11 protein-coding genes and 1 pseudogene are annotated in these 13559 nt (G+C 45.7%); 5 read left to right on the forward strand and 7 right to left on the reverse strand.

Annotated features, from left to right (window positions below; genetic code table 11):
* Both QUA78_RS29815 and QUA78_RS29820 read right to left on the reverse strand, forming a co-directional pair.
* A pseudogene (locus QUA78_RS29815) lies at window positions 1-707 on the reverse strand (transposase); the annotation flags it as partial.
* Between the two features lie 316 nt (window positions 708-1023).
* Window positions 1024-2961 (reverse strand): serine/threonine-protein kinase, encoded by a 1938-nt coding sequence (locus tag QUA78_RS29820; RefSeq protein ID WP_333305128.1) that lies wholly within the window; start codon window positions 2959-2961, stop codon window positions 1024-1026.
* 499 nt (window positions 2962-3460) lie between these two features.
* Here QUA78_RS29820 and QUA78_RS29825 point away from each other — a divergent pair, with 499 nt between their 5' ends.
* Both QUA78_RS29825 and QUA78_RS29830 read left to right on the forward strand, forming a co-directional pair.
* Entirely contained in the window at window positions 3461-3943 is a 483-nt protein-coding gene (locus QUA78_RS29825) for a 2Fe-2S iron-sulfur cluster-binding protein (protein ID WP_172192644.1), read from the forward strand.
* Between the two features lie 38 nt (window positions 3944-3981).
* Window positions 3982-4452: a phycobilisome protein gene (locus tag QUA78_RS29830; protein ID WP_333305130.1), complete on the forward strand. Its 471-nt coding sequence runs from the start codon at window positions 3982-3984 to the stop codon at window positions 4450-4452.
* A 17-nt stretch (window positions 4453-4469) separates the two neighbouring features.
* Here the strand turns inward: QUA78_RS29830 and QUA78_RS29835 are convergent, their stop codons facing one another.
* The 5 genes from QUA78_RS29835 to QUA78_RS29855 form a co-directional block, all read right to left on the reverse strand.
* Window positions 4470-5636 carry a pentapeptide repeat-containing protein gene (locus tag QUA78_RS29835; protein WP_333305132.1) on the reverse strand — a complete coding sequence of 389 codons (1167 nt, stop codon included), beginning with the start codon at window positions 5634-5636 and terminating at the stop codon, window positions 4470-4472.
* 240 nt (window positions 5637-5876) lie between these two features.
* Complete coding sequence (locus QUA78_RS29840; RefSeq protein WP_333305134.1) at window positions 5877-6539, reverse strand: V4R domain-containing protein; 663 nt, start codon at window positions 6537-6539, stop codon at window positions 5877-5879.
* Window positions 6540-6585: 46 nt separating this feature from the next.
* Window positions 6586-7056 carry a phycobilisome protein gene (locus QUA78_RS29845; protein ID WP_333305136.1) on the reverse strand — a complete coding sequence of 157 codons (471 nt, stop codon included), beginning with the start codon at window positions 7054-7056 and terminating at the stop codon, window positions 6586-6588.
* 163 nt (window positions 7057-7219) lie between these two features.
* Complete coding sequence (locus QUA78_RS29850; RefSeq protein WP_333305139.1) at window positions 7220-7486, reverse strand: hypothetical protein; 267 nt, start codon at window positions 7484-7486, stop codon at window positions 7220-7222.
* Window positions 7487-7580: 94 nt separating this feature from the next.
* On the reverse strand, window positions 7581-8282 hold the full coding sequence (locus tag QUA78_RS29855) for a V4R domain-containing protein (protein ID WP_172192651.1): 702 nt from the start codon (window positions 8280-8282) through the stop codon (window positions 7581-7583).
* 282 nt (window positions 8283-8564) lie between these two features.
* Here QUA78_RS29855 and QUA78_RS29860 point away from each other — a divergent pair, with 282 nt between their 5' ends.
* The 3 genes from QUA78_RS29860 (at window position 8565) to QUA78_RS29870 (ending at window position 13078) form a co-directional block, all read left to right on the forward strand.
* A complete protein-coding gene (locus QUA78_RS29860) occupies window positions 8565-10397 on the forward strand; it encodes a peptidase C14 (protein ID WP_333305141.1) in 1833 nt (610 codons plus the stop codon).
* Window positions 10398-12612: 2215 nt separating this feature from the next.
* Window positions 12613-12864, forward strand: coding sequence for a TIGR02450 family Trp-rich protein (locus QUA78_RS29865; protein ID WP_172189000.1), 252 nt, complete (start codon window positions 12613-12615; stop codon window positions 12862-12864).
* A 79-nt stretch (window positions 12865-12943) separates the two neighbouring features.
* On the forward strand, window positions 12944-13078 hold the full coding sequence (locus tag QUA78_RS29870) for a hypothetical protein (RefSeq protein WP_333305145.1): 135 nt from the start codon (window positions 12944-12946) through the stop codon (window positions 13076-13078).
* Window positions 13079-13559 lie beyond the last annotated feature (481 nt).

The raw sequence follows: 13559 nt of genomic DNA on the forward strand, positions 1-13559 counted from the left end.
CTACTTTGATTGCTGCTCCTTTCTTTATTCTCGTAATAAAGTTAACTTTTTGCTCAATTAATCTCAACCAAAAACTCAAGTGATAAAATCCTCTATCTAATAATAGCAACGTATTTCCGGTGACTAAATTGAGGATATTTTCTTCAAGTTTTATATCAGATTCTTTCGCATTTTCGGTAAACCAAATTTCTACTGGTAGTCGATTTGCTCGCATCAATTACTGTACTTATTTTTCCCGCCAGTTGTCCGACCTTAGTCTCTTCTAAACTTGATAATTTCCGAAACAATGCCTCTAATATTGAACTATCTATAATCCAAATCTGCTCAAATTTTGTTAATGTAAACTGAATACTTTCTGGTAAGGTTCGTTGATTTCTGCTTTGCCAATTTGTTCTTAACCTGGGCAATAAGTCTTTAAATACTTGTTCAAATAGCTCGGCAGGAAAGGTGAAAAATCTTTGTGAGAGTGCTTGTTGGCTGACTTTGGTGGGATTACACCACAGAAAACCATCTCTAGTTAACATTCTAGTCAGTTCTCTTACCCCTGCTACATCTCGCCATAGTAAGGTTAACACCGCAGCCATCATCAGGGGCAAGTTGAGAATGCGGTCTCTGAGCCCCAGTTGACGGTAGGAATTTTTCTGGTTGAGCATGGCTGGTGTCAGTAATGCTTCGAGTTGTTGGGCAATTACTTCATCCTCTATCATTGGCCGTTGTTTCTTCTTGGCGTGATCTCGATTTGTAGTTCTAGTCTTGGTCATGGCCCGTCTCCATCCCCAATTACTTACCTGTTATGAGTTTCATCCATTTTTTACTTAATGTAAATACCCTATTGACAATTTACTCATTACCTTAACTTGTCACTAATGGGTTAAACCCGACTTATTAGGTGTCAGACTAGGAGCCGGATGCAGTCAAAGCTGCACGTCCGCGTTCTGAACCAGAGGTGTCCCGTGGTAACACAGGCATCGACTCTAATTGAAGGAGAGGTAGGAGTAGCAATGCTCCTATCGACTCTAACTATCAGCCTTGGATGATTGATCGCGAGTTAGTCTCCTCCACCTCTACATCTAAAAAGTGCAAGTGACTCTCTTCATCAGTATTGACAGCAATCACCAAACCTCTATTCCCCCAAGGAGCGATCGCCCGGGGTGAGGCGGGGCTGGTAAAATTCCCTACTTGAATCCCTTGACTGTTTAACACTTCTATCTGCCCCCCAACATCTGCCAATACCCATCCCCAATTAGCCACACAAGCAGACACGGGCAAACTTTCAAGGGGAATTCGCGCTATCTTGAGCGGCCACAACTTCATCAACAGCACCGCCGCTTTACCACCTTGGGGAATTCCCAGCAAAGTATAAGGCTCAGGTGTCAACAGCATCTCTCCGATGCTGGCAGACAACCGCACAGAACCCACTGGCGTGCCGCGACGAGTGTAAACTCTAAAAATAGTTTGGGGATTTTTTGGCTCGTTGTCCGGCCAAACGGCTAAGACGTGTCGCCGATCCAAAAAGATTAATTCTGGTAAATAGTGTTCTGATAACGGCACAGTAGCGATCAGCTTCAGGACTTTTTCCTGATCGCCCGCAGTGCTGTTTGCAGCTAAAGAATAAAAACGCAGCTCGCCGGGCACCGCTACTGTCAACCAGTTGCCGTGAGAGTCAACAGCAGCTTTTAAAGCATCTGGGCCTTGCCTAAAACCCATATCGAGCAGGCACTGAGGCTCCCAAGAGTCCTCGTTGAGCCAGTAAAGTTTTTGCGGAGTGAGAACGCAGCAGCCGTGGGAAGCAGGTAAAATGCGGCGCACGATTTCCGGCATTAATGAAATACAAGTAGACATTTCTCCTGTAACTAGCTGTTTTCCCGGCTGACACCAAACTTTCACCTCTGTACCTACAGCAGCATAGAGATAGCTTTCAGTGGCAATTAAAGCGGTCACCGGTGCAGGAAGTATCAGTGGCTTGGGCTGCGAAAGCGAATAGCGTACAGTTTCAAGTAAATTAATAGCCGACTGTGATGCTTTTTCCTCTTCAACTTCCAGCCAAGAGTCAGTTTCCGACTTCAGACTTTTATCACCACTGGTTGTGGGATTTTCCCAGGGAATAATGCAGTCGCCCAATTGTCTGACAGCGGGGTCGTACATGATCAGCCGCAGAGCTTGAGCCATTTGGGAAGCACTGGCAAAACGGCGGGCTGGCAGCTTTTCTAAAGATTTTTTGACTATTGCTTGCAAAGGTTCGGGGATGGCGTCGGGAAATTGCAAGCGTTGATTCAGGTGCGCCCACCTCAAGTCTCCGGGGGTTCCCCCGAAAGGGCGGTAGCCCATTAGCAATTCAAACAGCAGAATTCCTACTGCATATATATCTGACATCGGGGAAAAAAGACCGTAAAACCGCTCAGGGGCCATGTAAGCGGGGGAACCTACGGTAGCGTCGGGAGAAATTTCTTGGTGGAGGCGAGTGGTACCAATTTCTGGCAGCCGACGCGCGATGCCAAAGTCAGAAAGCCGGGGCGACCAACCTTTTGCTCCTAAAGTTAGGAGGATATTTTCGGGTTTGATGTCGCAGTGAACTACGCCTCGGCGGTGGGCGTAGTCTAAGCCTGCTAAAACTTCCATGACTAGCTGCAAACCTTCGAGCAGACGCAAGGGGCGGTCTTGTTTGAGCAAGTTGCGGAGGGTTCCTCCCTCGCAGTAGTCCATAACCAAGTACCTGCCTGTAGCTGTGTGTTCTAGAGCTCGGCAGGTAACAATGTTCGGGTGCTGCAAGGTGATCAGAAACCACAGCTCTCGCAAGAATTCGCTAGTTGGGGCTTTTTGATGACTAAGTTCTTTGAGAGCAACCAGTTGGCTGGTGAGGCGGGAGTCCTGGGCGGGAGCTTCTCGAACGCTGGCACAAAAGACTCGACCAAATTGTCCTTGTCCGACTAGCCCTAAAATGCGGTACTTAGAATGTTGCATCGGTCTAATTATAGAAAAAGCTTGAGCTAGTATTAAAATATGTAAATAATTCTGACAAAAATTCAAATTTTTGAATTGCTCGCCAGGTACAGCCTATGTTATCTCAGGTTCATTCTCAGTCTCCTTGAGAGCGATCGCACAGTCGCACCTACTAAAATCCTTGAGTCTCGGAATCACTATCAATCTTGCCAGATTAGGGTGCCAGAGATGGAACTACCTGTGGCTGCTATTTTAGTCGATCGCGACTATTACAGTTTTTTCAAGACAGTCAAAGAACAATCTAAGCTTTTAGCTTTTCAAGGCTAAGCTTGGGAATCGGGGCGACGGAACACCTATGACCAAAACAGAAGCACGGTTATGCAATCGGGGTTAGAAAGCCAGAAGCCGATGCTGTGGTCAAGGTATCTTAACATTTTTGAGTGTTAGCCCAATTTTGATTGGCTATGAATATGTTGATCCTACTTGCTAAATACTGAACTTGACAGGAACAAAAATCAATATGGTTAAAATTATTAAACTAGATCCAATTGCGGAGGAAATGGCAGTCGAAACCCGATCGAATATCCTGTCTGCCTTACTTTCCAAAGACTTAGACGTTCTCAAGGAATGCGGGGGGCGGGGAATGTGCGCTACCTGCCACGTTTACATTAAAGAAGGCATGGAAGGCTTGTCTGACATGAACCGCCGCGAGAGGAGGACGTTGGAAGTCATTACTACAGCTAAAGCCAATTCGCGACTTGCTTGTCAGGCTCAAATTATGGGCGAGGGTGTGGTTGTACAGTTGCCTGCGGGGATGTACATTAATGCTATTGAAAATGTCGAAGCTCTCATCGGCCGTCGGGCCCAGCAAGATTTATTACACCCAATTACGGGTAAAGTAGTTGTAGAATCGGGAAAGTTAATTACTCGTTCGATCGTTACACAACTTAATGAAACCCGCTTCCAAGTAGGACAGTATTTAGTTCGGACTAAAGAAGCTTAAAACTGATATGTTTGTATTTTAGTAGTAGAGCAAAATCTATGTTGAGCCAACTTGCGCGTTTGAGCACGGAAGCAGACGGACGCTACGCCAGTGCTGAAGAACTCCAATTTTTGAAAGACTACTTTCAGTCTTTGAATCACCGGATCAGTGCTTATAAAAAAATTCAAGCGTCTGAAACAGAAATTATGCGGCAAGTGGAAGCACAAATGCAGTCTCTCGACCCTAATTTATTTCGCCGGGGGGCTCAAGATGTGACCCAAAAGTGCCGTGGAGATATTGTGCAGGTGTTGAGGCATTCGGCAGCAGCAATGTTGATTGACGATAATGAACGGTTGCGAGATCGGCTCCTGCTTTGGTTGCAAACTATTTTAGGCGCTGTTCAAGTTCGCAATACTGCGACCGTGACCTACGATGTAATGAAAAAGGTACTCAAACAATATCTCACTGTGGAAGAAAGGAACTTATTTTTTCCGATTCTGGACAACAACCGCACTTTACTCGGCAAATAATCAAGGGGGTTGACAGGTTAATGGCGATAAACTGTGCCGTTAGGAAGAGTGGCTCCAATCAACTGCACTCCCCTCAAATCCGCCTCCGTGAGAATGGCTCCCCGGAGGTTGGCTCCTGTCAAGTCAGCTTTCTGCAAGTTGGCTTTACTCAGGTTAGCTTTGCTCAAGTCAATTTCCTGCAGGCAAGAATTAGAAAGGTCGGCATTGATCAGATAGGCTAGGCTCAAGTTGGCTTTGCTGAGGTTAGCCCCGCTCAAGTTAGCTTCCATCAGATAAGCACCGCTCAAGTTGGCTTCGTTCAACAATGCCTCTGCCATATTAATTCCAGTTAAAAGTTTGCGGCCTAAGTCTACACCGCTGAGGTCTGCCCCGCTGAGGTTGATACCGCTTAAATGGCAGCCATTCAAAGTAATATTTCTCAGGTAGGTTTTGCTCAGGTCTGCTTTGCACAAATTAGCTCTATCCAAGCAAGCTTCGCTGAGGTCTGATTCGCTCAAGCACGCGCCGTTTAAATAGGCTTGAGTGAAGTTAGTTCGCCTGAGGTTAGCTTGCAACAGCTTGGCTTTGCTGAGGTTAGCACGGGTTAAGTTGGCTCCGGCTAGGTTGGCTTTGAACAATTCAGCTCCGGTGAGCTGTGCTTCGGTCAAGTCTGCCTCTTTGAGACTCGCTAAACTTAAGCAGGCATCTTTGAAATTGACCCCGTTGAGATTGGCTTTAATCAGATAAGCTTTACTTAGATTTGCCTCGCCCAGATCGGCTTTTGTAAGGTTGGCGGCGCTCAGATCAGCACCTGCGAGATTGGCCTTGGGGAGAATTGCTCCGGTCAGATTTGCCCAATTCAGGTGACATCCGGCGAGGTTGGCGCCGGTGAGATTGGCGCCAGTGAGATTGGCTCCGCTGAGACTTGCTGCCATGAGGTTGGCGCCGGTGAGATTGGCTCCGCTGAGGTCAGCTTTGCTGAGGTTGGCTCGGCTCAGATGGGCTTTGGTGAGGTCTGCACCGCTGAGGTTAGCACCGATTAAGTAGGGTCGGTGCTGGTGTTGGTTGAGGTTTGCCATGATTAGAGTTGGGGCATCGCTGGAACGGTATAAATCGATCGGACTCAAGACAATGCCGCGCAGATTTGCCAGTCTAAAATCTCTTTCGCCGGCTGCATATCGATTTAGAAGTTCGTTGGCGTCCATTAAGTTCTAGCAAAATGTTTTAGGTTGTGATTGCTTTTAAATTTTATGAGTTTCTAGGATCAGTTATGAATTCTATAGCTCCTAGTTATATTTTGGTTTTCTTTAAATAGCTAAAATAGGATTTTCCAACTCTTTAGCTTTTTTATAATTTAACTCACAGTTTTGATGATGGTGGATTAAATGGCTGGGTAGCCATCGATTTGACAGCTATTAGTTGGTTGCTAATAGCTGTCAAATAAGTCAATTTTTTTGGGAAAGTTGACTGATAATAGCTTCGTGTTCTTGTCCTTCTTCGAGGAAAATATCTGCTGGTTGGAGGCGATCGCGCAGCCCTAAAATAAAGCGATTGCAGTCCGAACCCAAGGATTCGCACGAGGTTTGCAGGCAGTGCAGTTCTCGACCTGTAAGCTGACTAAAGAACGAACTTAAAATACCTGCTTCTAGAAAACAGGCTGGCTGCTTAGACTTGGGGGCTGTTTTGGCAAAAAGAGAGTTAGCAGTTTTTATTATTAAAAAGCCCTGTTCGGAATAGCTGGGGTCGAGTTCAAGTGTTCCCCATCCGTGAGTTTTCCAGCACTGTTGCAAGGACTGAAGAAATTCTACCATTTCCATTTCAGAAACTGGCTGACCGTAGTATTCGCTGACTTCTTCGCAAAAACGCACGTAGAAGTTTTTACCCCACCAGCGACCGCAGTTGAAAAGCACGAGGCGGGAGGCTTGACCAGTTTCTTTTTCTAAGCCGATATAAATGGCTTGAATCAGCGTTTCTGGGAGTGCTATGAGCCGATCGCCCCGGCGGTTTTCGAGCAAGCCGAGTTCGAGGTCGCCTCGGACGTAGGCATCGCTGGCAAAGTAGTTTCCAGGGAGTCGAGGCTGTTTGAGCAAGTCGGCAATATTAATCATTGGGAATTGGGAATTGGGAATTGGGAATTGGGAATTTGCTGATTATTTATTTATTACCTTGGTCAATAACAATTGACTGCGCTTGGTCTAAAAATGGCTGTAATATAGCCCTGGCTTGCTCGGAAAGCAGTTCTTTTAAACGAGTTTGCAGCAGATCGCAAACAATTGCTTCGAGCTTTTGAGTTTGGTGGGCTTCGACTATGCCGGAAAGCCAATCTAGGAGGCGCTGTTCTAGAAAATTTTGATCGTTCAGCAGCATAGCCATAGCGCAGTACCGCAAAACTAACAGCCAGTGTTTGAGCGATCGTTCTAAGGTTTCTTGTTTTTCGTCGGGGAATGTTTCTTGTAGCTTGTCGGCTATTGGTTGGAAGATGCTTGCTTCCTTATCTCGCAAAAATTCGTAAATTTTTAAGCGCTGGGCAAGAGTTGCAGCTTGACGCTTAAAAGCTATGAGCTCTTCGCCTTTTAAAAAGCGGTTTTCTGCCTGATCCAGCAGCGACTCAATCTCAGGGTGCATGATTTTTATTAAGTGGTAATCGGTAATTGATATAAAGAAGGAAGTTCGGCAAGGAGCAGTGTACAGGATTTAACGGATTTAACGGAGGGATTTTGAGAGAGGAGATATGAAAAACGAGAGATGAGGGATTGCCATATTTTTTGTTTTCCATTTCCCACACAGATTAAAACAGGTCGAATAGGTCATCAATGGTGACTTCTGCTGGTTCAGAAATAGAAATTACTGACAAGGGTGGCGGTAGGGGTAGGGCGCCTACTTCGGGAATTCCTTCCCAAGAAATAGCTTGAAAAAAGTCTGCTACTGGCTGGGTTAAAGTCATAACTTGACCGGGGGTCGAGCCATTTTGGGTTTCTAAAGGTTTTCCCAACCAATTATAGTGACCAAAGAAATCTTGGACAGACTTGTCCAACCATGAAGTTTGACTTTTCATCTTTTTTCCTGCCTGGAGAGGCCCACCATCCGACTCTCGATCGCGAAATTGGTGGGAGGAAAGGCAGGGCAGGGGATGTGCCTTTCCACGTTGTTTACCGCAATATTTCACCGTGTTGCAGTCGAGTTTGAATATCGCGGGCGTTGGCACCTTCGTTGAGCCAGAATGCTGCTGCATCAATTTTATCAGGGTTGCCGAGCAGGAACTTGCAATATGTTTCTCCCATTGAGTAACACTGGAGTTCTATGCAGCTCAGAGGCTTTTTGACTAGAGATCCGAAGAAACCGGCGAACAAACCGGCATATAGGTGACAAACCGGTTTGCCTACGTCGCCCAAAGTGCGAGCAACTGCTGAGTCAAAGATATTGATGAAGATGCAGCCGTGTTTGCGATCGCTCATGTCAACTTCCCAGCGACCCCAACCTTGAGCAGTGAAAGGCCACCACCAAGTTTCTAGCAGAAACAGGAGATTTGACTGGCGGATGTTCTGGTTGAATTCGGCACTAAACCATTTTTGAAAAAATTCAGAATCTTGCAGCCCCCAATGGCAACCAATAGTATACATTATGACAGAGGAAGCCGGGCCTACTTCTTCTTCGAGTCCCTCCACCAAACCGATAATGAAGTCTTCGCTGGTAAAAATGTTGCGCGACTTATTCCAGTCGTTAATTGTACCTATTTGGTGATCGAAGGAAAAAAAATCCTGGAACCTATAGTGGCTGTGAGTTTTAGGATGCTTTTGCTTCAGTAGCGATTCGCTGGGGGCGGAGATTTCTTTTTGGGCGATAGAGATCATTGGCGGGTTATTCCTTTTTGGTGTAGTTTTCAGAAAAAAAGAGTCAAATAGACTGGCCTGTGTATCCAATTTAACGTCATTTTTCTAAAGGCAGGCACAGGGTATAATTTTTTACTGCAATATAAATATTTTAAATTGTAGGATGCTAAATTTGGGCGCTTGTTGGGACTTTGGCCTTCGGACAACTGGTATCTGACTGCGGGCGAAAGTGGGTATAACCTTAAACGGCTATGTGTTATCGTTTTGTGCAAGCTGTCCACTATATATATAGGGCATATGGAGATGAAACATCACGCTTGTATTGCAATAGGCATCAATCAATATCAGTTACTCCAGCCTTTGAGTTATGCCCAAGAGGATGCAGAGGCACTGTACGGTTTTTTGACTGAGGAGGCGGGTTTTGCGCCGGATGGATGTCTGCTCATGACCGATAGCTCGCCGTCGTTGTGGGGTCAATCTACATATCCGAATCGGGAAAATATTCTGAGGTTGACTCAAAGCCTCTGCGCTGAACATCTGCAACATGGAGATTTACTCTGGTGTTTTTTTAGCGGCTACGGTGTCAGCTATGAAGGCAAGGATTATTTGATGCCGGTTGATGGCAATCCGGCTGACATTCCGGGTACCGGGATTCCGGTAGAGTTGCTGTTGAATACTCTGAAAAACGCTCCTACCGAAACAGTGTTGGTGCTGGTTGATATGAACCGCAGCCAGACTGTGAAAGCGGGGGACACGATCGGCTCTCAAACGGCAGAGCTGGCGCGGGAACTGGAAATTCCGACTGTGCTTTCTTGCCGCCCGAATCAAGTTTCGCGGGAAACTTCGGCTTTGCGTCAGGGGTTTTTTACGACGGCGCTTTTGGAGGGACTGCGCTCGGGACAGTGCATGACCCTTAAGGGTTTAGACCGTTTTTTGAACGATCGGCTGCCGGAGCTGTGCGACCACCATTTGCGTCCTAAACAAGAACCTTTGATGGTGGTGAATCCTCCAGGAAAGGCTAATTTGGTGATTTTGCCGGATGCTTCTGGAGTGCCAACTGCTGTATTGGCAGGACGCAATGGCAATATGGCGGTTAATACGGCTGATGGCTTCGATCGCCCAGAAATGGCGACGGCTACGGCTCGAATGGATCTGCCTCCGGCAGTTCGCAACGCTCAGGATTCGTCGGTTGAGATGCCGCCTGTGTCGCAGCCGAATGCTGTGGGCGCTGCTGATCGGGGGGGCGATCGACCGAACTTGCAAAAGCCGGAGAATGAGGATAACGGCGGGTCGGATAAGTCTTTTTTGCAACAGCTAATTTTGTGGAGCTCTGCTACGGCTTTGGTGCTGCTGTTGGGTGTTTTTCTGACGAACAAATCAATTTTTATCGGTCAGCAGGAAGGAGATCCCCGATCGGCTGCTCAAAATGGCCAAAACTCTGGATCTCAAAAATCTGCTGGTGCTGGGGTGTCGCAGAACCAACCGCGGGCGGTGCAAGCAGGAACTGGAACCAAGCAGCCGCCCTCGAGCCAGGAGGTGTGGGCTGAGGCGAAAACTTTCCTCAAGGATGGTTCGGCTTCTAGTTTTAATAAGGCGGTGGCTAAGGCTCGAACGATTCCACCTAGCGATCCGCTCTACCCGCAGGCTCAGCAGGATACTGAGCGCTGGAGTTTAACGATTTTGGATATAGCTAACGGGCGGGCTGCTCGGGGCGATTTCCAGGGAGCGATCGGGGCGGCTAAATTGATGCCGGATGTCAATAAGCCTGTTTACAATCAGTCGAAAGAGGCGATCGCTCAGTGGGAGGAGCTATCCAAAGACCAGAACGTAAATGTTGCTTTGCTATCGGCTGCTAAGGGTCAAATTAAGCGGGGGGTTGCCTCTTCTTACAGTCAAGGCATCCAGCAAGCTAATAAAATTGAGCCCGGTCAGCCGAAGTACGAAGAAGCTCAGCAGTTGATTGGAGAGTGGAGCGAAAGTATTCTCAAAATTGCTCAGTTGCGCGGCTCTCAAGGAAAGCTGAAAGACGCAGTTGAAGCTGCTTCGCTTGTGCCGTCGGGTACTAAGAGCTATCAGCAGGCTCAGAAGAATATCGCCAATTGGAAAACTAAGCTGCAAGGCCAGAAAAAAGGTTGATTTAGTTGATAATTTCCCGGTTTTCCACCGGGAAATTATCTTAGCGACAAAGCCCAGATCGCTCGCTCGCTAGATACCTCTTGACACTGCAAGAGGACACATATCGATAATTTAAAACCAATAATTTTATTCACCATTTCGCCTCCGCAAATCCTGCGCTCGGGGATTTTATATGCTGTCCGACCGATCGTTTTTTATAGGTAAAAAATATCCTAGGGGCGGGTTAATTAATACCTTTAATCCACGTCCAGGATCTTCATAAACCCGCCCCTTCACAATCAAAAAACTGTTTTTTTTACCATAAGGATGGCTGTAGGGATACTTTTTTAACAAAAAACGTTGATGCACAAGTCCTCAATGAGTTAATTTTAATTTGTAATTAAAATAGTGAAATGTTGTGTTTTATAACTTCACCTTATCCGGTTAATTAGGACTTAGTTTCAACTTTAGTAACCAGCAAATTGGGCGATATTTAATGGCTATGATACACCAACTCGAATGCAAAATCGACTTAAGAACGTGGGTAGGCAAAGTTGATTTATTTTACCGCTCTTTTGAAGCTATTAGGAGATATCGACGGATTGAAGACAGTTTAAACTGGTGCTGTTTTTAAATTCTTAAGATAGGCGGATCTGTTATGAATTATACAAATTGAGCCGTTACTGGCAATTCTAGCCGACGAACGATCGCCCCCAATGAATTCAGAAAACATATTCACCGCCACAGAGCGTAAAATATCTGGATTCGCAAGCTGCGACTCTTCATTGGGGCGGACATCACAAAGCTGCCTTAATTAACACAAATAAGGGCTTTGCAAGACAAGCAAAAAAATATATCATTGAGAAACAAGAATAAAAACTTGCTCGCTTATGGTAGCCCAGGTAACAACACGTATGCCTGAAGTTATAGTCCACAGCGAGACATACGGGCAGATCTAAATCAATAGGGTGAGGTGGTTGTGTCTGAATGTTAAGAGGGGCAATCGAAGAGGAATGTTCGGCGAGCGATCGCTACCCAATGGAGGATGGTAAAACCTAAGAAGGCAAGGAGTTGGAGACAAGGCTAAACTTTTTGAATTCACGAGAGTAGCGTTAGCACTAAACTCTGCCGTATTGTCGGGAACGAGCCAAATTTGTAACAGTTCTTAACTATGAATAATTCTGCCAAAATTGCTAGCATAGTGACACTTTTGCTAACAAAAACAGATAAAGTAAATAAAGTTGGCTAGCTCTAGAGGCCCCGATCCCCATCCTGGGGATGTTGAATCAATTAGATTCGTACCAAAGGGTTTTAGAGTTACACTTGGAAACAAAGCATCGCTATTTAACTGAGTTCTTTACTTACTTTTACTTTCAGCTATGAACGTGGATTTTATCAAAGCCCAAGTCAGGTTGCTACAGGGTGCAAGTTCATCGGAGCGAGAGACCCTTATTAAGAACATCGGCGTCTGTGCTGGCGTGATCAGACCCGGAGAGTACGTGACTCCTCAGCGGAAGCACGCCATCACTCTCTGGCTGCAAACAAATGCGGTTCGGCTCCGGCTACCCCAACTTCCTCTGGATTTATCGGGCCAAAAGCCTTAACAAGGAAGTAATCAAAGGGTGACGACAGAATGAAAAAAATTAGTCAATCTTTCCTAAAAGTGCTTTTTTATTGAGCTGTACAGGATCAATGAAACACGATGAAGATTGAAAAAATGTTTGTAGGGAGAGTTGGGCTCGAAAAGACGCCTGCGGACAAGAAGCGGCCGACCGCTTTGGCAGAAGCAGGAAGTGAAGGTCAAACCTGCTCGAAAAGTAGATTTGATTAAGTTTCACAGAACGGATTATTGTGCACAACTATGAACCTGGGTTATTTGCTTTTAGATTTGAGATTCACGATTTAGCTCGTGCTGCATAAATTTCCTATTTGTGGATCGAGTGAAAAATCATCCCTATTCAATAGGTATAACTAATTACAGGGGCAGTCATTGAACTGCCCTTACTTTTGAAACCCGAGGCGAAACTACTGCAAGTTACAATAAACGCATCTACTTGCAGATAGAGTTTAGGTGAACTCTGATGTAAGCTGCAGCGCCTCTATATTGTCTGTTATGTTCTAGAGGGGAGGGAGAGAGGATTGGATTAGACGAGTTTTGATAGGGAATTAATATCATCAAACAGAAGGAGTTATTACAATTAACTTGCTTTCTAATATATTTGTCAACGAAAATACTGTGCCGAAGAAACAAAAATTTCCTTATTTAGTGGGTTCCCGATGGACTTCACACCAAAAAACTTGGGGGTGGCGACATTTCCAAGTAGTCAACCGAAAAAATGAGGGTAAATGGGTATTTGCGGAAATGGTGGCGGCTTGCGATCCAAATGTCCGTTTTTGGCTGAACGCCGCACAGCTCAAAGACCGATCGCTCTGGCAAGCTGGATGGCAGTCTACGCAAGAACTAGAGGAATTAGAAGCAGCGGAATAAAAGACAGCGCTTTGGGGTAGAGTGATGTAGAGATTGGTAAGGGGTAATAGCAACAGGGTAAAATAATGAAAAAAAATTTGTGTTATTGGTCTGTTTGCTAATTACTGCTGCATTGGGCCGTGGATTTGGCGAAGTCTCGATCGCAAGTCCAGCGATCGAAGCAATATTCTGTCTGCCGATATTCCCGATTCCGCAGCGGACTTATCGAATTTAGTTCTTACTTTACAACACCTCCCCCCAGGTTTTACAAAGATGTCATCTCACCATGTGGCAAATTTCAGAAATCAACTCAGCCAGGACCCTGACTTTAAGCCAGCCAGCATCTTTGCGTACCAAAAAATCGCTCCCAAGCTGTTTGAACTTGAGTTTTTGATAGGATTTACCGTGCAACTGTCAGATTCAATCGATCGAGCAATTCGTGAAGGGATGGTTGCAAAAGCATTCTTTCAAGGTTCAACATTAACAAAAAATCGCCCTTGACCGCTCCTGCCGCTTTAATTTTGCAAGACAAGATTGGCAAGGTAGTGGCTGGGTCGAGAAGTTAAGGAAAAATAGAAAATATAGCCATGAATGTCGATATGACGATGTTTTGACGGGAAAATAGGGGCCTTTATGACAACTAAGCTGTTAAACATCTAAACTGCATTAACTAAGTTGCCTTTATTTTTTATCTTTCGGTTCCATTTCATAATTAG

Source organism: Microcoleus sp. K4-B3 (assembly GCF_036704615.1).
Taxonomy (GTDB): domain Bacteria; phylum Cyanobacteriota; class Cyanobacteriia; order Cyanobacteriales; family Microcoleaceae; genus Microcoleus.